Origin of the sequence: Spongiibacter sp. IMCC21906 (assembly GCF_001010805.1) — a bacterium.
Lineage (GTDB): Bacteria > Pseudomonadota > Gammaproteobacteria > Pseudomonadales > Spongiibacteraceae > Spongiibacter.
This window is the reverse complement of sequence record NZ_CP011477.1, coordinates 2,484,446-2,504,524: the sequence shown is the minus strand read 5'-3', so window position 1 is coordinate 2,504,524 and position 20,079 is coordinate 2,484,446. Positions and strand designations below refer to the sequence as shown.

Annotated in this window: 17 protein-coding genes; 12 read left to right on the top strand and 5 right to left on the bottom strand. The window is 51.3% G+C overall.

The annotated features are described in order from the left end of the window. Positions 1 to 7 precede the first annotated feature (7 nt). On the top strand, positions 8 to 796 hold the full coding sequence (locus tag IMCC21906_RS11565; protein WP_047012299.1) for an SDR family oxidoreductase: 789 nt from the start codon (positions 8 to 10) through the stop codon (positions 794 to 796). 75 nt (positions 797 to 871) lie between these two features. Here the strand turns inward: IMCC21906_RS11565 and IMCC21906_RS11560 are convergent, their stop codons facing one another. Then, positions 872 to 4,492, bottom strand: coding sequence for a translocation/assembly module TamB domain-containing protein (locus IMCC21906_RS11560; protein WP_047012298.1), 3,621 nt, complete (start codon positions 4,490 to 4,492; stop codon positions 872 to 874). Next, positions 4,489 to 6,282, bottom strand: coding sequence for an autotransporter assembly complex family protein (locus IMCC21906_RS11555; protein WP_047012297.1), 1,794 nt, complete (start codon positions 6,280 to 6,282; stop codon positions 4,489 to 4,491). Before IMCC21906_RS11555 ends, IMCC21906_RS11560 begins: the two co-directional genes overlap by 4 nt. A gap of 286 nt (positions 6,283 to 6,568) precedes the next feature. Here IMCC21906_RS11555 and IMCC21906_RS11550 point away from each other — a divergent pair, with 286 nt between their 5' ends. Then, positions 6,569 to 7,849, top strand: a complete 1,281-nt coding sequence (locus tag IMCC21906_RS11550) for an MFS transporter (RefSeq protein WP_047012296.1) — start codon at positions 6,569 to 6,571, stop codon at positions 7,847 to 7,849. A gap of 17 nt (positions 7,850 to 7,866) precedes the next feature. Here IMCC21906_RS11550 and IMCC21906_RS11545 read toward each other — a convergent pair whose 3' ends face one another. From IMCC21906_RS11545 to IMCC21906_RS11535, 3 genes are all read right to left on the bottom strand, one after another. Continuing rightward, positions 7,867 to 9,582, bottom strand: coding sequence for a potassium/proton antiporter (locus IMCC21906_RS11545; protein WP_047012295.1), 1,716 nt, complete (start codon positions 9,580 to 9,582; stop codon positions 7,867 to 7,869). Positions 9,583 to 9,815: 233 nt separating this feature from the next. Continuing rightward, positions 9,816 to 10,631, bottom strand: a complete 816-nt coding sequence (locus tag IMCC21906_RS11540; RefSeq protein WP_047012294.1) for a DUF4344 domain-containing metallopeptidase — start codon at positions 10,629 to 10,631, stop codon at positions 9,816 to 9,818. A 391-nt stretch (positions 10,632 to 11,022) separates the two neighbouring features. Next, a complete protein-coding gene (locus IMCC21906_RS11535; RefSeq protein WP_047012293.1) occupies positions 11,023 to 12,003 on the bottom strand; it encodes a malate dehydrogenase in 981 nt (326 codons plus the stop codon). 453 nt (positions 12,004 to 12,456) lie between these two features. Between IMCC21906_RS11535 and ttcA the strand changes: the two genes are divergently transcribed. The 10 genes from ttcA to IMCC21906_RS11485 all read left to right on the top strand — a co-directional run bounded on the left by ttcA (position 12,457) and on the right by IMCC21906_RS11485 (position 20,009). Continuing rightward, positions 12,457 to 13,356, top strand: a complete 900-nt coding sequence (gene ttcA / locus IMCC21906_RS11530) for a tRNA 2-thiocytidine(32) synthetase TtcA (protein ID WP_047012292.1) — start codon at positions 12,457 to 12,459, stop codon at positions 13,354 to 13,356. A gap of 283 nt (positions 13,357 to 13,639) precedes the next feature. Further along, a complete protein-coding gene (locus IMCC21906_RS11525; protein ID WP_047012291.1) occupies positions 13,640 to 14,347 on the top strand; it encodes a hypothetical protein in 708 nt (235 codons plus the stop codon). After that, positions 14,337 to 15,362, top strand: coding sequence for a FliG C-terminal domain-containing protein (locus tag IMCC21906_RS11520; RefSeq protein ID WP_047012290.1), 1,026 nt, complete (start codon positions 14,337 to 14,339; stop codon positions 15,360 to 15,362). The genes IMCC21906_RS11525 and IMCC21906_RS11520 overlap by 11 nt, the downstream gene beginning before the upstream one ends. A gap of 64 nt (positions 15,363 to 15,426) precedes the next feature. Beyond that, positions 15,427 to 15,780, top strand: a complete 354-nt coding sequence (locus tag IMCC21906_RS11515; protein WP_047012289.1) for an Hpt domain-containing protein — start codon at positions 15,427 to 15,429, stop codon at positions 15,778 to 15,780. Positions 15,781 to 15,831: 51 nt separating this feature from the next. After that, positions 15,832 to 16,782 carry a flagellar motor switch protein FliM gene (fliM, locus tag IMCC21906_RS11510; protein ID WP_047012288.1) on the top strand — a complete coding sequence of 317 codons (951 nt, stop codon included), beginning with the start codon at positions 15,832 to 15,834 and terminating at the stop codon, positions 16,780 to 16,782. Positions 16,783 to 16,847: 65 nt separating this feature from the next. Continuing rightward, positions 16,848 to 17,258, top strand: a complete 411-nt coding sequence (gene fliN / locus IMCC21906_RS11505; RefSeq protein ID WP_047012287.1) for a flagellar motor switch protein FliN — start codon at positions 16,848 to 16,850, stop codon at positions 17,256 to 17,258. Positions 17,259 to 17,272: 14 nt separating this feature from the next. Then, positions 17,273 to 17,824, top strand: a complete 552-nt coding sequence (locus tag IMCC21906_RS11500) for a hypothetical protein (RefSeq protein WP_047012286.1) — start codon at positions 17,273 to 17,275, stop codon at positions 17,822 to 17,824. Beyond that, positions 17,817 to 18,653, top strand: a complete 837-nt coding sequence (locus tag IMCC21906_RS11495) for a MinD/ParA family protein (RefSeq protein ID WP_047012285.1) — start codon at positions 17,817 to 17,819, stop codon at positions 18,651 to 18,653. Before IMCC21906_RS11500 ends, IMCC21906_RS11495 begins: the two co-directional genes overlap by 8 nt. Beyond that, the gene (locus IMCC21906_RS11490) at positions 18,650 to 19,129 is read left to right on the top strand and encodes a response regulator (RefSeq protein WP_231580260.1); all 480 of its coding nucleotides are present in this window, start codon (positions 18,650 to 18,652) and stop codon (positions 19,127 to 19,129) included. Before IMCC21906_RS11495 ends, IMCC21906_RS11490 begins: the two co-directional genes overlap by 4 nt. Positions 19,130 to 19,184: 55 nt before the next feature. Beyond that, positions 19,185 to 20,009 carry an Hpt domain-containing protein gene (locus tag IMCC21906_RS11485; protein WP_047012284.1) on the top strand — a complete coding sequence of 275 codons (825 nt, stop codon included), beginning with the start codon at positions 19,185 to 19,187 and terminating at the stop codon, positions 20,007 to 20,009. Positions 20,010 to 20,079: the final 70 nt, after the last annotated feature.

Sequence of the window (20,079 nt, the reverse complement as noted above, 5' to 3'; positions counted from 1 at the left end):
ACGAGTTATGGATTTGCAACTAACAGATAAGGTTTTCTTTGTGGCCGCGGCCAGCAAAGGTTTGGGTTATGCAATTGCTCAGCAGCTGGTGTTAAACGGTGCCAGTGTGGCGATAGCCAGCCGCGACCAAGCCGCCATCTCTGCGGCGGCACAGGTCCTTGCAGACGAAAGTGGTCAAACCGTGAAAGCTTATGTCATGGACGCCAGTGATGGCGCGAGTATTCAAACTGCGATCAGTTCAGCAATTGGCGACTTTGGTCGTTTGGACGGTTTGCTGGTCAATGCTGGCGGACCGCCTCCGGGAAGTTTTGAAGACTTTGACGATAGCGATTGGCAGGCCGCGTTTGAGTTAACACTGATGAGTGCGGTGCGGATGGTCAATGCGGTGTTACCCGAGCTGAAAAAGCGAGGTGGGGCGATTCTGGCGATCACCTCCAGCACCGTGAAAGAACCCGCGCCAATTATGTTGCTCTCGAATGTGATGCGTTCGGCAGTCAGCAGCTTAGTAAAAACCTTGTCACGGCAATATGCGGGCGACGGCATCAGAGTGAATAATCTTATTCCCGGATTGATCTACACCGACAGGGTGAAGTCATTGGATGTTGCTCAGGCGCAGCGAACGGGCGGTAGCGTCGAACAAGCCAAGACCGAAAATGAAGCAAACATTCCGCTTGGCCGTTATGGTGATCCGATGGAGTTTGGCAAGGTCGGCGCATTTTTGTTGTCAGATGCCGCCAGCTATGTGACGGGTGCGACCCTCACTGTGGATGGCGGCACCATGAAATCGTTGTTTTAAACTCATGGTTTAACAGTGCTTATGTGGGGCGGCCATGATATAGGGCAGCTGAGCGCTTAACGTCGCCTCGCAACACTAATCGCCGTGCTCGACCTTGTAGAGCAAGTCGATGCTTTGCTCTTTGCCCGATTGGGCTTTTAAACCGAGGTTGTCGGTCAGGCTATATTCCAGCTGCACTGCGCCAACCGGGGTAAACAGGTTTTGCACATAGCTGACAAAGAGCTTGGGATTAAGATATTTACCGACCACCAATGAGCTTTCGGTGTAGGTTTCACCGCCTTGCAAGCTGAGTACATCTACTCCGAAGGTTTCTCTAAGAGTATTGCTGATTCCGGCGCTTTGAGAAATCCCCAATGCGGTGGCAGCATTCGCAACCTGATTGGCATCGTCCTGGTTCATTTGCGATGGCGCTTTACCGGTGACCAAAATAGCCATGGTGTTAGTGGGTGACATGGCGGGGTTTGAGAATAATTCACTGCGAATATCCTGAGCATAGCCACCAATGCGAATACCAGCGGTGCCGTCTTTGGTTTCTCGCACCGCGGTAATGTTCAAACCGGGGTTGTCCAGCGGCCCTTGAAAAATCAATATGCCGCTTTCTACCGCTAGTTTTTGGCCATAGGCTTTGTACAAGCCGTCGTACAGATTGATACTGCCGTAGGCTTGGGGTGCCGAGTCGCCTTTTTGCTTAATGCGCAAGTTGCCCCCCAGCGCAGTGCTAAAGCCCAAGCCCTTAAAGGTAAAGCTTTTATCCAGCGCCAGATTTATTTCGATATTCAATGGTCGGCCACCCAGCTGATTTTCTGGCTCTTTGGAGACAATGCGTTCGTCGCCGGATACATCAACCGCTTGGGAGGGCAGGGCATTTAGATGGTAGTGGCCTTCGTTAATGGCCAGTTTGCCGCCAATATCGATGGTTTCGTCTTTGAGTTGAATATCGATCTTGGGGCTGACCATTGCTCGCAAGTCGTCAGTGTCGGCTAGCAAGAAACGATCGCCGGTCACCGTTAATGTGCCAACGGGGCCGTTTTTACCGTCTAGAGAACCTTGACCTGAAAGAGACAGTGCGCTGTCTTTAGACATGACCTTGGCGGTGGTTTGCCACTGAGAATCGTTGTCGATCTTGGCCGATAGTTCACCGTCGCGTAAATTTAAGCCCAGGTCTGGAATATCCATGCGCAGTGCTTGCAGCGACACTTCGCCAGCGATAACGGGTTTGGAAAGCTGACCGGCAATATTGATATTGCTATCGAGTTTACCGTCGAGTTTTTCCAGTTGGGGCAGCAGTGAACCCAGCCATTGCAGATTGCTAAAGCCAGCTTGGATTTCACCCTGCAGATTGGCATCGGCGTTTAAGGCGTCCATTGAAAGTTGGGCATTTAGCTCGCCAAACTCGGCTAAACTAAAGCGGCTTTGGGCGGTGGCTTTTTTGCCGTCAGATTGCGCAGCAAGGCTAAATTTGCCGTCGAACTCGACAAGCGCTTCATCTTCGGCGGGCTTGTAACGCATCAGCAGTGAATCAATGGAAGCCTTCACCTCTGCTTTTAATGCAGTGATGGGGCCCTCAGCGTTAAGCTCGGCATTCAGGCGACCGCTTACGCCGCTACCTTCGGGCATGCCTTGAATAAAGTTTTCAATGGCGACGTTGTTCAAGCTCGCCTTGGTTGTCAGGGTTTGGTTTTGCCAATGCAATTGATTGCAGATGGAGGCTTGTTTTTGTTGCAGACAAAAGTCTTCAAGCTGCACGTTGTCGGCGGCGGCATAAAGCGGCGCTGGCTTTTTAAGTTGCCAGTCTCCGGCGGTGGACGAGTTGATATTCAAGCGAGAAATTTCGCCTTGCCAACGTTGGTCCTTAAGACCACCACTCAAGTCTAGGGTAAGGTGTTCCATGCCATTGTGCAGCTGGCTAGAAACGCTATGACGGTTCATATTCCCCTGAATATTCACCGCGAGTTCGGCATCTTTTAATGCCGCGGCTTCAATGCCGCTGAGCTGCAGTTGTAAGTCCAATACATTTTTTTGGATGTTGGCATTTAACGTGGCGGTATCGAGTTTGTTGCCGTCAAACTTGAGGTATTTGCCTTCGGCGGTGGCATTAACATTGGGTGCGGACAAGCTACCCGATAGCTCGCCACGTGACATGAGTTGACCACTCAGGCCCTTATACAGTTGAGTGAGTTTGGGGGCGTTTATATTCCAGTTAAGATCAATGTTGTCTTGCCGGGTGCCTGTTACCCGCAGGGCATTATCGCCAATATTAACTGTGAAATTTGAGATGGATTGGGAGGTTTCAGTTATGGCGATATTGCCTTTACCATCAATACGGTTACCCCGTAACTCCCCTTTTAGTGATTTGAGATTGACGGCGATAGTGTATTTATCATCCTGCCACTGACCTTGGCTAACCGCGTTGGCGTTAATGACGGCGGGCCACTGGGGCAGTAATTTTTCCAGGGTGATATTTTGTAAGACGGTACTGATATCCCAGCTTACCGGACCGCCGCCGTTGAGCAGGGCATTGGCGTCGGCTTTGCCGTTAATAACAAGTTTACCGAGATGACTTTCCACACTGCTGTCACTGAGCTGCAGCGCCAGTTTGTTGCCTTGAACATTGATAGAAATGTGACTGGGTTTGGCAAGTGCCGTTTGCACAAGCGACTCTGGCGGATTTGTGGGTGTCGCCTTTGCCGGTGCCGCGCGATTATTCTGCGGAGCAGTGCCGTTTTTCTGTTGTGCTGCTAAACGGCTGTTAAGGCTCAGTACGTAGCGGTCAAATCGACCTTTTATATCTAACTGGCCTTGGCTTTGTAGGCTGTCATCGGCGCCAACCGCAATGGGGGTTTGCGGCCATTGGTTATGGATATCCACGCTGATCGTATCGGGATCGATTTGCATCACGGCGTCATTCACCGCCAGTGCTAACTCGCCTTTAGTATTTAGCACATAGGGTGACAGCAGTTGATGCTGGATATTTAGCGTATGTAAATTGCCAGAGACGCTGCCTTCACCCCGGAGTTGCTGTTTGTCGTTTAGTGTGCTCTGCCAATGGATATTGAGCTTAAGTGGGTAGGGAAACGCCGCTGCGATTTCGCCTTGCAGTGCAAGTTGCTGTTCGCCTTTTTGCACCGTTACATTGTTAACGGTTAAACCTAAAGGGCTGATGCTCGCCTGGAGTTTAATCGTCTCAATGACCTGAATGCTGTCGCCTTGATAAATGCTGAGTTCATGCACCATTAAATCTTTAATGGCGATCGGCAGCGGTAGCGACAATGTCGGCCATGCGCCGGGTGCAGTGGGCGTCTGATCTTGTTTGTTAGAGCGGTGGATGTCGAGTTTCTGAACATGCAGCTGGCTGATACTAAACCGGCCTCTGAGCAGCTCCCAGAATTGCCAGCGACTTTCCAGGCTAGCGATATCGATGCGGGTACCACCCGCATGAATTTGCAAGTGACTGATTTGCAGACCATCGGCGAGATTGCCACTGGCGTGCTGGTAATCAAATAGCTCGACCTTGTCATTTGCGAGGGCGAGCAACCATTGGCTGCCTTTTTCCGTGCTGAGTAGGGCGACTAATGAGCCAATAGTGATAACAGCAATCAGCAGCATGCCAAGGATGCTGACCGCTAAGTTGCGTTGCCAGCGAGGGGCTTTGTTTGAGTCGGGCTTTGCTGGATTGGTCAATTTTGTTGGGCTCATAAATCTGGCCCCATCGATAAATGAATGCGGTAGCTGCCGTCCTTTAACGGGAAGGCCAAATCAATACGAATTGGACCGATGGGGCTAAACCAGCGAATACCGATACCAGCACTGTGATACAGGGTAAAGTCTTTTGAGTCGAAGGCGTTACCCACATCGTAGAAGGTGGCCAGGGCAAAATCCCGCCATACTTTGTGATCATATTCTATACTGGCAGTAATGCGGTGTTGGCCACCGATAACTTCGCCTTCGTCATCTTCAGGGCCCAAATCTTTGTAGCCAAAGCCCCGCACACTATTGTCGCCACCGGCAAAAAATCGCAGCGAGGCGGGCAGTTCGTCAAATTCGTCCAGCGCGGTGGCGCCAAAACCCGCGCGGCTGATAACGCGGCCACCAAAAAGTGGCAGTATGAGTTTCGCGTCGGTTTCTACCTGCGCCATGCTGATGTCGGATACCACTTCTTTTACTGCGCCACGTACGGCTGCGGTGATTCGCCAGCCCTTGGTAGGATAGCGTGGATTGTTGCTTTGGCTTTTGGTCCAGGCAATTTCTGGGATCAGTAGTATCGAGCTGCGGTCGACGTCAGAAACCTCATAGTCTTCCCGCAAAAACTTAAGGCTGGTGGTTTGTAGCCAGTTGCTGCTGGTTTCATCGATTAAGGCCACCTTCGCCTGAAAGCTGGTGCTATCTACCGTGTCGGTGTCTTCGGTCTCTATCCCCGTTGACCATTGCAGCTTTTCGGTCAACGGGTTGGCCCGAGGCTGGGAGTATTGAAAACCCAAGTTGGACTGCACCGGCGATAGCTGGCTGCTAACTTGGTAGGTATCGCCGTCGGGGTTAACACGTCGATTGCGCAGCCCATAGCTTAAGCGCGGCCCGGTATCGGTGGAGGCGCCAATACCCGCCGTGGTTTCGTAGCGTGTTTTGGGGGTGGTGGTGACCGCTATAGGCACGGTTTTGGCGTCGCTTTCTGAGGTTTGTTGGTCGACACTGACGCTGTCGAAATAGCCGCTGCTGACCAGCTTGCTTTGAAATTCGATGAGCTTGTTGTTATTAAAGGCCTCGCCGATTTGAAAGGGCAAGAATCGCTCTAATAAGGGCTCACCCAGCGGCGACGCAGAAAACGTCACCGCGCCAAAGTGGTAGCGAGGTCCGCTATCAAAGCTGATGGAGATGTTTGCCTGATTTGTGTCAGTGTCTATTTCTAGCGTGTGGGTATCGAGCTTGGCTTCAAAGTAACCAAAGTTGCGGGCTCTTTGGTTTAAACCCTTTTTAATGTCTTCGTAGGCGGCGTGGTTGAGTTGTTGGCCTACTTTGGCGGGCAACTCGTTTAAGTAGTCTTGAAAAACCGGGTCGGTGCTGGCTTCGCCTAATACCTTGACGTCGACTTGGGTCATTATTACCGGCTCACCGGGTGTCACGACCACTCGAACCTTCCAGCAGTCTTGGCGTTTATTAATCAGTTTTTTACTAATGCCTTCTTCCAAGCGGCTGTCTTTTTTATGGGAGATTTTCCAACTGCTGTGATAATAGCCCAGTGCCCGCATGGCGCGGGATATCTCGTCGCCGCTTTTACGCAGAGCGCGGAGTAAACTTCTTTCACTGGTGGAACAGGGCAGATTGTCTGCGCTGAGGTGGGCGCGGATATTGTCTTGTATGGCACTATCTAGAGAGTCGTCGGCGCCCGAAATATCCGCCATTACCAGCAGTTCTGCTCGGCTTTGGGCACAGAGCAGTAGCGCGGCAGCGGCGATAAACACGGCGATAATACTTTTCCGCAGCCTCATCATTGGCGCGTTACATCCCTCAAAGAGTGTTGTTAATACTGGTGTAAACGATTTCTTGGCAGGTGGACAGGGCCAAGCAGTGCGCGAAGTCCGCCACAGTAGACGGGCTTTTTGGGTAGTTCAAGCGCTTTGTTTAGCAATGTGACAAACATTGTTCAGTTTAGTGGCCTGACTATTAAAGAGATTCTCCTATTTTTTAATAACGCTAGTATAAAAGCCTTGGAAGCGTAGCGAGGGAGGGATGGTCTGGGTATTCTAATGCCTAGCCACTGTGAATGAGAGGGATCGAATGCGACAGTTGTTTTTTCCTATTGCGTCTTTATTGCTCTCTAATGCGCTGTTTTTAACCGGCCACGGTCTGATTTTGACTATCTTGCCCTTGCGAGCGCAGCTGGTGGGGTTTAGCGCAACCGAAATTGCCCTGACCGGCTCCAGCTATTTTGCCGGTTTTGTACTGGGCTGTATTACCACGCCGCATATTGTTCGGCGGGTGGGACATATCCGCTGTTATGCCGTATTGGCATCGCTGGTTTCTGCGCTGGTGCTTTGCTTCCACCATTTTCCCAGTTTTGCGGTGTGGTTGCTGCTGCGGTTTTTATTGGGCAGTTGTGTATCGGGTTTACACATGACCATTGAAAGCTGGCTAAACGACCGGGCGAGCAAAGAAACCCGTGGCACGGTTTTGTCGGTGTACACCATGATTAATCTGGGCATGATCACTTTAGGTCAACAGCTAATAAACTTTGCTGAGCCTTCCAGTGGCCAATTGTTTGGGATGGCCTCTATCTTATTATCACTGGCCATTGTGCCGGTATCCTTAACCGTGACTTTGGCACCGGCACCGATGCAGGCGGTAAAGCTGGATTTACGAAAGTTGTGGCGAATCTCCCATGTAGGTATGGGCGGCGCCATGTGCTGTGGCTTGGTGACGGGTGCGTTTTGGTCGTTGGGACCAATTTATGCCCAAGGAATAGGCCTGGATGCTGCGGGGTTAAGTTTGTTTATGAGTGCCGTGGTGGTAGGCGGCGCGCTGTTTCAACTGCCGCTGGGACGGCTTTCAGATCACTATGATCGCCGCTTGGTGCTGTTTTTTAGTACCTTGTTTGGGGCTGGCATCTCACTGGCATTGGCGTTTAATAGTGGCGGACAGTTATCCCTATTATTGGCCTTGTTTTGGGGCGGCTCAGTTATGACCCTCTATGCCATCTGTCTGGCCCATGCCTCTGACAGTGCTACCCCCGACGAGTTTGTGATGGTGGGCAGTGGCATTCTTTTTGTGCTGGGTGTTTGCTCGGCGATTGGTGCTCCCATCGCCTCGGGGGTGATGTCGTTGTTTGGGCCCGGTGGGCTGTTTTTGTATTCAGGAAGCTGCCTGCTGTTGTTTGCCTTTGGTATTTCACGGCGCCGAAAAAGTCATGTGTTACCGGTTGTGGACGAAACCGAGCCGTTTATTCCGATGGCCGCGACGTCACCGGCCGCGTTTGAAATGGACCCACGAACCGAGGAGCATGCTGATAAGAGCGCTAATAATGAAAATGGCAGCGCTGCTGAACCCACCAAGCCCGAGTAGCGTAGTGAGATTAGAAGCTAGCTGACGGGCTTCACACCGATTTTGTGGAGCTGCTCACCCTGCATTTCGGCAACGGTCCAGATCATCCCCCAGTGCTGTATGTGGTCACCTAAGACGGTTTTGCCCCCTACGCGCTGATTGACAAAATTGCCGATGGTTTCGTCGGGGTCAATCTCTTTTAAGGGTATGGGATAAATCGCCGCCAAGTCACCCAAGCGGGCATTGGCGTCGAGCAAAAAGCTGCCAAAAAAGCTCATATCCAAAGCTTGTTTTGGTGGCTCGCTGAACAGTTTTCCCAGTGCGGGCAAGTCGGCCTCGTGGCCAATAACGCAGAGAATATCCCCGGCCAATAACTGGGTACTACCGCTGGGGTGTTGCAGGACTTTATTCCGAAACAGCGCGGCAATGCGGGTGCCAGTGGGTAAATGCAACGCGCGGAGTTCGTTGCCGATAAACCATTTCTCTGGCCCCAGCTCGTAGACGAATAATTCCCATTGACTGGCTTGGTGCACCTCCATACCTACCCGAGAGATGGGCATGGGAATAGGCGGTATTAATACGTCGGCTTTGCGGGCAGCAAAGCTTAAGCTGCTGCCCTGTATGAGCAGTGAGACCAAGACAATAAAAAACGCGGTATTGAAAAATAGCTGGGCATTTTCCAATCCGGCCATCATCGGAAAAATAGCCAGAATAACCGGCACCGCGCCCCGCAAACCCACCCAAGAAATAAACAGCCGCTCACGCAGGTTAAAGTTGCGAAACGGTGCAAGGCTGATAAACACCGCAGCGGGGCGGGCAACCAAGATCATCCACAGCGCCAATATCAGTGCAGGCAGGGCAATGGGCAGCATCTCGCTGGGGGTGACCAATAAACCCAGCACCAAGAACATGGCGATTTGGCTGAGCCAGGCCAAGCCGTCGAACATATGCAAAATGCCGTGGCGGTTGCGAATGGGCCGATTACCAATGATCAAACCACAGAGATAAATAGCCAGAATGCCACTGCCGCCAAGGCCGGTGCTGACGGCGTAAATAATTAACCCGCCACTTACCGCCAGCAGAGGATACAAGCCATTGGCCAATTCGACCCGGTTGATCAGACGCCAAAGCAGCCAGCCCCCGGCTAAACCAAAAAACAGACCCAGCCCAAACTGCACCAGTAAATGCCACAACATGCCAATGCCAATCTGACTTTGGCCCGCGGCAATGAGGTCAATCAAGGCAATGGTCAGGAACATGGCCATTGGGTCGTTGCTGCCCGACTCGATTTCCAGGGTGGAGGAGACCCGCTCGTTAAGGCCTTGGCCCCCCAGCAACGAGAATACCGCAGCGGCATCGGTTGAGCCGACAATAGCGCCAATCAACATGCCTTCTAGCCAGGGCAGGTCAAACAGATAAGCGGCCAGCCCTCCAGTCAGGCTGGCTGTAATCAATACCCCAACACTGGCAAGAGAAAGGGCTGGTCGCAGCGCCACCCTGAAGCTGCTGGTACGGGTGCGCATCCCGCCGTCGAGAAGAATGACCGCCAATGCCAGGTTGCTGACTAAATAGGCGAGAGGATAGTTGTCAAAAACAATGCCGCCAAAGCCATCGACCCCGGCCATCATGCCAACGCCGAGAAAAATCACCAAGATGGGAATGCCCAACCGAGAGGACATGGCGCTGAATAGAATGCTCGCCGCAACCAGTACGGACCCAATCAAAAAGAGTGTGTTAATGGTCGTGGCGTTCAATCAAAGGTCCAGGATGCGTAAGTGACAGTGGGGAAATTAGCATTACCATTTAACCGGTAGGGCCTTGCTTGTGTCAAAGAAAGTTGCACAGAGATCGCGATAATTGCTTGTTTTTTAACAATATAGCGGTATATGACATACGGAATTTGGTGCGACGGTAATGAATATAGAGGAGTAAAAAAGCCTACCGCGGCAATGCTGCGGTAGGCTGGCGGGAAGGGGATTGGCGGCGCTTAAAGATCGGCTGCGACGCTTACCTTTGAGCGTTGGAAGGGTTGCAGCTGCTTCATCCAGCTGTTGTTATTGTTAGCGAATTTATCCTGACATTCGCTAACCCGCTCTGTTGAGTATTTCAGCTGGTTGGCTAGGTCTTGGTACTTTTCTGTTGCGCTACCGACAATGAGGCAAAACTCGTCGTAGGGCGGTTTCATAATCAAGCCACGATTCCCCCAATACTGACGAATTTCGCTCCCTTCGGGGCTGATTGAGGCTTCGTGTGAAAGGGCAAGAAACGCGCCTAGTACTTCAAAGGTGTCGATGCCGTGGCGTTTGTCCGATTCCATAATGGTGGAGATCATAAATGCGACGGACTCTTGCTCACCTCGGCCGGTGGTAATGACATCGGCCTTATCGAACATGGCGTAACCCAACTCCATAAACATCAAAATCTGGGTAAAACGCAGCGAGGTTTCTAAGCGCTCTTGCTTGCTGTTGCCAATACCAACTTTTTTCAATTGTTTCTGAAAATCAGGTAAAAACGCGTAGGACACAACGATTTCGTTGTTACCCGCGCCGTAATACATTTCTGGTTCGTCAGAATCAACAAAATGGAGGGTGAGACCGTCGGGGATTCGCCAATCTTGCTCGGCAACTTCTATTAATCGAGAAGAAATATTGGAATCCAGAAATAAGGCCTGAACACGTTTTGAAGAGCGCGAGGTCGCTTCGTCGTAGACGACGTTGATACTACTTGCAACGGCTGGAACGGCAAACACGGACAACAGCAGCGCGATAATAAGGTTTTTTGAGTAACGGTGAACTGAGAGCATAGTAATCTCCTGACTATTATTTTTTGGAGTACTTCAGTTGACTTCTTTTTTGCAGATTTTGTAAATGTGGGGCAATGTCCTCCATCGTTTTGTGTGTGTCATTGTGAGTATAGATGGGGGTGAGGAAACTGCCAGTTTTTAGCAGAAAAGTTTTGTAAAGCCTTCTGCTCAGCGTGCTTTTTTGTCGTCATACCGGCCTCTGAGCCGGTATCCAGTAGACCGCCGTTGCCGCCGGTATCGCTGGGGAGGTGTGTGTCACACGGGGGTGATTAAGCGGCTTTGAATTACGTTTTTAGATCTTTTGGTGGTTTAAAACAAAAAAAGCGACCCGGAGGTCGCTTTTGACGTTAGCGGTCTAGCGATGAGTGAATCGCCAGGGTGCTAAACCGGTTTAGGGCAGAAGGTGCTTAACACCGTCACGCTCTTCGGTCAGTTCTTGAGCTGTCGCGTCCATTTTACCGCGGCTGAACTCATTTACTTCAACACCTTGAACGATTTCCCACTGACCGTCTTTGCAGCGGCAAGGGAAAGAGTAGATCAGGCCTTCGGCGATGCCGTAGCTGCCGTCACTGTAAACGCCCATTGATACCCAGTCGTCACCTTCGGTGCCCAGTGCCCAGCTGCGCATATGGTCAATGGCAGCATTGGCAGCAGAGGCGGCAGAAGAGGCGCCACGTGCTTTGATGATCGCCGCGCCACGCTGTTGAACAGTGGGGATGAAGTCGCTTTCCAGCCAGGCTTGATCAACGAGGTCAGATGCTGTTTTGCCATCGACTTTAGCATTGAACAGGTCTGGATACTGAGTGGCAGAGTGGTTGCCCCAGATGGTCATGTTGGTGACGTCATTGACGGTTTTGCCGGTTTTCTGGGCAATTTGCGTCATGGCGCGGTTGTGATCAAGGCGAGTCATTGCGGTGAAGTTGCGAGCAGGAATAGACGGTGCGTTGCGCTGAGTAATCAGGGCGTTGGTGTTGGCTGGGTTGCCGACAACCAATACGCGGATGTCTTTGCTGGCGTTTTGGTCAATGGCTTTGCCTTGTACCGAGAAGATCGCTGCGTTGGCTTCTAGCAGGTCTTTACGCTCCATGCCGGGACCGCGAGGGCGGGCACCAACAAGCAGAGCATAATCAGAGTCTTTAAAACCAACATTGGGATCGTCAGTGCAAACAACACCGGCCAGCAGTGGGAATGCGCAATCTTCCAGCTCCATTTTCACGCCTTGCAGGGCGTCAAGAGCAGGAGTGATGTCCAGCAGTTGTAAAATAACGGGTTGGTCTTCGCCCAGCATGGAACCGGAGGCGATGCGGAAAAGAAGAGCGTAGCCAATCTGGCCGGCTGCACCTGTAACGGTGACGCGAACGGGTTGTTTCATGGAGCGTTCCCTTTGTTGGTATTTGGTAAAAGACTCTGATCAAGAATTTGAGAGCGGGTGCAATCGGAGGTGGATTACACCTTCCGACGCTGCACCCGTGCCGGGGTCTGGCCGTGAAAAGGCACCTCTAATACATTTAACTCATTCTTGGCCAAGTACTTTACCGCACATTATCGCTGAGCGGGTGCTGGGCAGGAATTTACCAGAAACGCATTAGAGGTACCTTTACACCTCGTGCCAGGTATTTTTGGCGCGGTAATGATAAGCATGTCGGGCAAAGATTGCCAGTGGACCGTGTGACAGAAGTGCAAACTGGCGGCGGTTTTGCGATCAAATAGCGTGATTGAATGGACTTTAGCGTTTCTGGCCGCCGTAAGCATTGGCTGTAATTTGTCCGTTTCTATATAATGCCGCCCTTTCGTTTCTACCCACACTCCCGAGTAGGTTGGCCCCATGACCACCTTGTCTAAGCTGGAATTTAACAAGCTGCAAAAACGCATCCGCCGTCATACCGGTCAAGCGATTGACGATTACTGCATGATAGAAGAGGGCGATCGCATTATGGTGTGTCTGTCTGGTGGTAAAGACAGCTACACCATGCTGGATATTCTGATGAATTTGCAGAAGAGCGCGCCGATCAAATTTGATCTGGTGGCGGTGAATATGGACCAGAAGCAGCCGGGTTACCCCGAGCATATTCTGCCAGAATACCTGGATACGCTGGGTATTGAATATTACATCGTCAATAAAGATACCTATTCGATTGTTAAGCAAAAAATCCCAGAAGGTAAAACGACCTGCGGCCTGTGCTCGCGACTGCGACGAGGAACCCTTTACGCCTTTGCCGAAGAGATTGGCGCCACCAAAATTGCTTTGGGTCATCATAAAGACGATATTGTTCAAACACTGTTTTTAAATATGTTTTACGGTTCAAGAATGGCAGGAATGCCGCCCAAACTGTTGTCTGATGATCGCCGTAATGTTGTTATTCGCCCCTTGGCGTATTGTCGGGAGCGGGATATAGAGCAATTCGCCCAGAGCAAAGCATTTCCGATTATTCCGTGTAACCTTTGCGGATCGCAGGAAAATTTGCAGCGCCAAAATATCCGCCAGATGCTGCTGGATTGGGAAAAGAGCGACCCGAGCCGTATCGAGAAAATATTTTCATCTATGCAAAACATTGCCCCGTCGCAAATGGCCGACGGCAATCTCTTTGATTTTGCCAGCTTGGAAATTGACCGCAGTGGTGAGCGCCAGGAGTATGGTTTTGATTCCGCGCAGACGGTGGATGCGGGTAATATTCCGACCGACGTGCATGAAAACGACTTTATTGAAGTGACCCAGCTGCACTAAACACCGTTAATAATAAATACGCTGGTGAGCAAGCTGGTAACACCGTCCCTTGGCTAATCTATGGCGCGTGCATAGTAAGCGAAAAGCTGGCCTGAAACCTGCTACCTTTACGACAAGTGGCTGTTTTTGCTTATAAAAGCAGCTTTTGTGTCAATATTTCGACAGTTTTTGCGCCCGTTTCTTGGTGGTTTGTCAAAATATCGACAGCTTGATCGTATGAGGTCGGACGTTGCCGCAGTTAAGGACACACAGGGGAAGCATTACCACAGCACTGCTGTTTTTTGTGCTGTGCCTGTCCTTATCGGCTGTATTGGTTCGCTTGGTCTTTCCCTCTTCGAATCTATTTGGCGCTGAACATAAGCCAGTGGCCATTGGCACCGACGTTAACCCCTACGATTTGCAAAGCCAGCGCGAAGCGGTTTTAGAAACCAAATTGCGGACATTGCTGCGGCCAATCATTACCCCCGATGATATGCGGCTGTTAGTGCATTACGCCGGGGTGTCAGCTGCGTCTGACTCTACGATTGGCAATAATCAGCATGCCGTTAAAGTGGTGATATTGCTCAATAGGGAGTCGATTGATCCCGAGTTACAACGTTTAATTAGGCAGTTGCTGTTACCCGCCTTGGGTATGAACGCTGCTAATGTGACCGAGCAGGAAGAGCTGGCGACGCTTCAATTGGTTGCGCGGCCCTTTCTCGATAATGCGAACCAGCTGTGGTATGCCAGTTTTAGTGATCTGGATATTGTGTTGGTGGGGCTGGCCATTTTTTTGAGCGGTTTATTCGGGCTAATGTTTTGGCAGTCTGCTTATCGTGGGTCGTTTGATCGTAGTCCGCTTGCTTATGGCGCGATTGCCCATGGTGTCACTGGTCGCAAGCCCCTCCGTCATGGGGAGTCGGCCTCGGAGGGCTTGCAGGCCTTATCCCAGCACGAGCCACGTCGCATCGCCAATGTACTGAGTCAATGGATGGAGCAGGATGAGTCGTAGCCAAAAGTTCTCCGCAGATTTAAGCAGTCTCAGTAATACTGAGCAGGCGGCAATGGTTTTAATGTCGCTGGATCGTGATCAAGCCATCGCGGTGCTGAGGGAGTTGCCCCCTGAAAATGTGCAGCGGTTGAGCAGTGCCATGTTGAACTTAGAAGATTACGGTGAAGGCGCAAGCAACCGCGTGTTGCAGCGCTTTATTCACGATGCTGCTCAAGCGTCTAATATTCGCTCGTATAGTCGTGAAGATATGCGACATATGCTCGACGATGCTTTAGGCCGTGAGCGTGGCCGCTTGTTGGGTGAACGCTTGTCAGCCTTGTCTTCTGATAGTCAGCTTGCCAAATTGCGCTGGCTGGATGCACACAGTATCGCTGAAATTATGCGCAACGAGCATCCGCAAATTCAGGCGGTTCTGGTTGCGTGTTTAAGTCCAAAGCAGGGCAGCCAGGTATTAATGTCTCTACCTGAAGGCCAGCGTCAAGACTTGTTAGACCGTTTGTCGAGCCTGGAAAATATCTCGTCGTTGGCACTTGAAGAGTTAGACGCAGTATTGTCTAGTCACCTTAACGGCAGTGGCTCTGAGTTAAAGCAACAGGTGAAAGGGGAGCGACTGGCGGCAGATTTGCTTAAAGAACTTTCGACGCAGCAAGAGAGCGACTTGCTGGCGGCGCTGAGCAGTATGGAGCCCCAACGAGCCGCCCGAATTGAAGCGATGATGTTCGACTTTAATGAGTTGCTTAGCTTGCCCAGTCAAGAATTGAAAAAAGTCATTGAGCCTCTTGCGGTGGACTTGTTGGCTACCGCGGTTATGGATTTACCCCATGCCAGTCGTAGCCGCATATTAAAGGCGTTAAGTAGGGGCCGACGCAGTGAGTTAAGTCAAAAGCTGCGACATGGTGTTAAGGGCTATCAAGCGGCTTCGGTTGAAGCTCGGGACGAAATCCTTGGTGTGGCTCGAAAATTGGCTGATTTGGGCGAGATTATTATTGATTCTCGAAAATTAGGGATAAGCTGATCGCTGCCAATGCGTTGGCAATAGCGGTATGTATAAAGCAGTTGAATAAACGGATGCATTCAATATGAGCAGTTTAAGCAGCATAGACCGGAATTTTCTTGATGAACTCCAAGAGGTGATGGGAGACGACCTTGATGAGCTATTAGCGGTTTTTGCCAATAATGCGATATTGCAGTTTGATTTGATGCAAGCTGCGATTGATGGCGAAAATGCTGAGACTTTGCAAAAGCTTGCCCACACTTTAAAAGGTGCGGCGGCCAGTGTTGGTGCAGTGGGCTTATCCCAGCGATTGCTGGAGCTGGAGCGACGAGGGCGAAATGGTGTTTTTGATGGTGCACGGCAGGAGCTGGGCCTGGCTCGCCAGGCATTAGACGATTATCAGCGTGAGCTGGCGAGTTGGAAGCAGGTGACTCATTAAGCGCTCAGCAATCACATTAAAGGCCAAAAGCTAAAGGGTGCAGGTTACGTAATGAAAGATATCCTCAGTCAAGAAGAAATCGATGCCTTGCTTAGCAATGTCGACACGCAGGATATCAGTGCCAATGGGGCCGCAAACGATGCCCAGCCCTTTGACCTGGCCAGTCGGCGTCATATTCGGCGAGAGTCTCTGCCGGGCTTGGAGCGTTTAAATCAGCGCTTTGCCGAGCAGTTTCGCGCCAGCCTCTCTCGCTTATTGGGTCGTCCCACCGAAATTATTCCCCAGTCGCTGCAGTTCAGCAGTTATGGTGCCTATCAACACAGTCTTTATATCCCTAGTAGCCTCAGTTTGCTGCGTTTGGCTGGGCTGGGCGGGGCTGCGATGATCATGGCCGATGCGCGGCTGATCTTTCGTTTGCTCGATATGTTATTTGGGGGCAGTGGCCGCGGTTCGGCCGTAGATGGTCGGGATTTTAGTGTTGCTGAGCAGCGTTTGATTGAGCGTTTTTCCCGTTTGTTAATAGATGACCTCAATGCTGCCTGGTCACCGTTGTTAAACCTACAGTGTGAGGTTGTTAGCCGGGAGGTGAATCCGGTGATGGCGGTTATCGCGGGCAGTGCCGACCCGGTCTTGGTGAGCCGCTTTGTGGTTGACAGTGAGGGCACCGGTGGCGAATTTCATCTGGTGTTTCCCATGTCCTGCTTGGAACCGGTCCGCAATACACTGATGCGGCCCGACTTGCTGGACCGTTCCTTTAGCGACGACCCGTTATGGCGTCGGTCTATTCGCAGTGCGGTGATGGATACCCGGGTCAGCACCCACTGTACTCTGGCAGAAAAAAATATCAGCTTGCGAACATTGACCCAGATGCAAGCCGGTGATGTGATCCAGCTGGGGCATCAGAATCAGGCCGTGTTAAAAGCAGCGGGCATGCCGTTGTATCGGGCAAGCCTAGGCATTATCAATAACAAACTGGCACTCAAGTTAAACGAGTCCTTGTAGTCAAACGTGATTGTTGTCGTGGTGAGTCGGTCGTCACGCGGGTAAAGGTGTAAAGCAGGAAAAATATGGATGACCAAAATAATGATTTGCGACGTCAGCGAGACGCATTGAAAGCAGAGATAAGCGCTTCGGGGAATTCAAAAGCGGACGGTGTCGACTTAGAACGGGCAAATACCAGCATTGGGGACGAGCGCCTGCAAAACCGCAATGCTGCCGAACCCGATTTGGAACGGGTGATGGATATTCCCGTGCGCTTGACCCTGGAAGTGGGCGGTACGGATATGGCCATTCGGGATTTGCTGCAGTTGCATCAAGGCGGTGTTGTCGAACTGGACCGGCAGGCGGGGGAAGCCTTGGATGTGCTGGTCAACGGGACTTTAATTGCGAGGGGCGAGGTGGTCGTGGTAGATGAGAAATTGGCAATTCGCTTAACGGAGGTTGTCAGTGCCTCTGAACGACTTCAGTCCCTGAAATAAAGGCTGGCGCGTAAATGGCTTCAAAGCGTTTGATATATGCCTGCAATGATCTGGAGACAGTGACAGCCGTCGCAGAATTACTGAACCAGCGTCACTTAGTCGGCTGGAAGTGGTCGGTGGTAACGGAATCATCGGCAGCGATAAGCCAGAAAGGCTTGCCGGTGGCGTCATTTTTTGAAACTAAAAGTGTTCTTAGGCTAAGTATTTTGTGGGGATTTTGGGGCTTGGTGCTGGGGCTGTTGGCCGCCATTTTATTGGTGTCGCTGTGGAGCTTGCCCGAGGGGGCACTACGCACGACCACGCTGTGGAGTTTGCCGCTGTGTGTGTTGGGGTTTAGTGCTTGGCTCGGCGGTTTGCTGGGGCTGTCTCAAGATCTTCCCGCCCTGAAGCCATTCTTAAAGGAAGTGGCGTTGGGACATTTTGTGATATTGCTAACAGTGAACGATGTTGATGAACGGCTACTGAAAAAAATAATGGCGATGGCTGGGGCAAGAAAGCTCGGCGAGTATCGGCTGGGTTTACGTTGGGATGTTATTTTCCCTCGAGTGGGAGGCGAGCATGGTTAAGCCAGTACAAGTGATTGCAGTCAGTGGCGGCAAAGGCGGCGTAGGTAAAACCAATGTGTCGATTAATCTTGGCTGCGCTCTTGCCGAAGCGGGACAACGCGTGGCGCTGCTTGATGCGGATTTTGGTTTGGCAAATGTTGATGTGTTGCTGGGCTTAAAAGCCACTAAAAATATTGAGCAAGTATTAGATGGTGAATGCAGTTTGCTGGACATTATGCTGGAGGGTCCGTCTGGACTAAAGATTATTCCGGCATCGTCAGGCACGCGTCGGTTAACGCGGATGGATAGCTTGCATCATGCCGGCATTATTCGCGCTTTCAGCGAATTAGCATCGCAACTGGATGTGTTGATTATTGATACGGCGGCGGGTATTGGCGATTCGGTGGTGAGTTTTGTGGCTGCGGCCCAGGATGTTTTGTTGGTAGTGTGCGATGAGCCGTCGTCCATTACCGATACTTACGCGATGATAAAAGTACTGAGCCAAGATTACGGCAAACGGCGAATTAGAATTTTAGCCAATATGGTCAAAGGCGAGACAGAAGGCCGAGCACTGTTTGCAAAGCTGCAAGGTGTTTGCGACCGCTTTCTGGATGTTGGCTTGCTATATGCTGGCACGATTCCGTTTGATGAAGCGCTACGTAATGCCGTGCGTAAGCAGCAATTGTTATTAACAGCAGCCCCTGGCAGCCCGGCGGCGCGGGCGCTGAAACGTTTGGCAGAAGAGGTGAGTGCCTGGCCCATGGCGATGCGCTCGCAGGGGCATTTGGAATTTTTTGTTGAACAGCTCTTAAGCTCAGAGTCCATTGCTGCGGAAGCCCAGCGCGTATGAACCGTCATTTTGATGGCATGGGCCCAGATCCTTTTGGCGAAGGCAGTGTGGATGGCGATGATCGCGGTGATCAACGGGTTAAACCGTTACGTCGGGCTGAATTGCGAATTTTATTGGTGGATGAAACCGCGTGTATGCGGCGAATGCTACGTAATTTATTGATGGATATTGGTTGTCGACATATTTCCGAAGCCAGTGAAGGGCTGAGTGCTTTAACGTCGTTGCATAATCAACGGGTAGATTTTTTGATTTGCGATTTGGACTTACCGGAAATGACCGGCTTAGATTTACTCAGGGCAATTCGAGCGGATAAGCGTTTGTGGGAAACGCCAGTTTTAATGACGGCATCCCAGGCCAATCGCGAGGATATTAGCCATGCGGCGCAGGCTGGCGTTAATGGTTTTTTACTTAAGCCTTTTACTGCCGCAATGCTAGAGAAAAAGCTCGCGGCGATGCTGGCCTGCTTTTCTCCCTAAGGTCAATTCTGAATGTGCGGGCGATACGCCGCCAATATCGAGGATGTAAGTCAAGATGCTAGACAGTGAAGGTGGCGATGGCTTATTGACTATTTTCTTGGCGGAGGCTGAGGAAATTGTCGAACGCTTGGTGATGCAGGTAAGTGAGTTGCAATACGGCTACGATAGCCAGCGAATTCTCGACAATATCCATCGCAGTTTTCATACCCTATATGGGGGTGCCCGGGTGATGGAAATGGAATCCATTGCGGAGCTGTCCTTGTCTGGGGCTGATGTGATTCAACAAATGCGGGGGCGTCGTGCTGTATTGAGCCCGGCCTTGCTGAACTTGATTGATGCTGTAGTTTCTAGTTTGACCGAGATGTTTGCCTGCGCCCAGCGGGGTGATGCGTTACCGGTAGTCGATAGCGAGTTGAGCCGTCGTTTACAACAGGCGTTAGAGCAGCCCCGTTATCATGTTCATACGCCTACCGACTCAATCCCCTCATTTGCGTCTTCGTCCCAGCAGAAGACAGGCGGTTTACATCACAAGCCCACAACAGCTGCGCCGGAAGCCAAGGTGGATATTCTCAGCCATAACGCGGAGGCTCAGAGCTTGCCAGATTTAACGACGGATACGGCAAAGAGCTGGTGGCAAGATGGTGGTGATAGTCGAAATGACGATAGCCGTGTTGTTCAAAACAAGGCTGCGGCGGCAATGGTAGACCAACGTGTTGTTGAAGAGCTGCATTACTTTAGTCGAGAGTTGTGCTGGGTGCGGGATTTACTCTTGAAGCTAGAGGATGGCGGCAGTCGCGAAGAGCGTCGTCGGGCAATGGCGTATTTGGATTTGTTGGCTAATGATGTCGCACAGTGGTCCCAGCGTAAGAACCAAGTTTAATTCTTTTTTGGGTTAACCCTCCGGTTCTTTAACTTCGGTTCGAGAATTGAAAATCCCGGTGCGGGGAAAT

Bases quoted from the DNA above. Each gene is read 5' to 3' on its own strand.
- IMCC21906_RS11565 (WP_047012299.1), top strand. From the start codon at position 8: ATGGATTTGCAACTAACAGATAAGGTTTTCTTTGTGGCCGCGGCCAGC.
- IMCC21906_RS11560 (WP_047012298.1), bottom strand. From the start codon at position 4,492: ATGAGCCCAACAAAATTGACCAATCCAGCAAAGCCCGACTCAAACAAA.
- IMCC21906_RS11555 (WP_047012297.1), bottom strand. From the start codon at position 6,282: ATGATGAGGCTGCGGAAAAGTATTATCGCCGTGTTTATCGCCGCTGCC.
- IMCC21906_RS11550 (WP_047012296.1), top strand. From the start codon at position 6,569: ATGCGACAGTTGTTTTTTCCTATTGCGTCTTTATTGCTCTCTAATGCG.
- IMCC21906_RS11540 (WP_047012294.1), bottom strand. From the start codon at position 10,631: ATGCTCTCAGTTCACCGTTACTCAAAAAACCTTATTATCGCGCTGCTG.
- IMCC21906_RS11535 (WP_047012293.1), bottom strand. From the start codon at position 12,003: ATGAAACAACCCGTTCGCGTCACCGTTACAGGTGCAGCCGGCCAGATT.
- ttcA (WP_047012292.1), top strand. From the start codon at position 12,457: ATGACCACCTTGTCTAAGCTGGAATTTAACAAGCTGCAAAAACGCATC.
- IMCC21906_RS11520 (WP_047012290.1), top strand. From the start codon at position 14,337: ATGAGTCGTAGCCAAAAGTTCTCCGCAGATTTAAGCAGTCTCAGTAAT.
- IMCC21906_RS11515 (WP_047012289.1), top strand. From the start codon at position 15,427: ATGAGCAGTTTAAGCAGCATAGACCGGAATTTTCTTGATGAACTCCAA.
- fliM (WP_047012288.1), top strand. From the start codon at position 15,832: ATGAAAGATATCCTCAGTCAAGAAGAAATCGATGCCTTGCTTAGCAAT.
- fliN (WP_047012287.1), top strand. From the start codon at position 16,848: ATGGATGACCAAAATAATGATTTGCGACGTCAGCGAGACGCATTGAAA.
- IMCC21906_RS11500 (WP_047012286.1), top strand. From the start codon at position 17,273: ATGGCTTCAAAGCGTTTGATATATGCCTGCAATGATCTGGAGACAGTG.
- IMCC21906_RS11495 (WP_047012285.1), top strand. From the start codon at position 17,817: ATGGTTAAGCCAGTACAAGTGATTGCAGTCAGTGGCGGCAAAGGCGGC.
- IMCC21906_RS11490 (WP_231580260.1), top strand. From the start codon at position 18,650: ATGAACCGTCATTTTGATGGCATGGGCCCAGATCCTTTTGGCGAAGGC.
- IMCC21906_RS11485 (WP_047012284.1), top strand. From the start codon at position 19,185: ATGCTAGACAGTGAAGGTGGCGATGGCTTATTGACTATTTTCTTGGCG.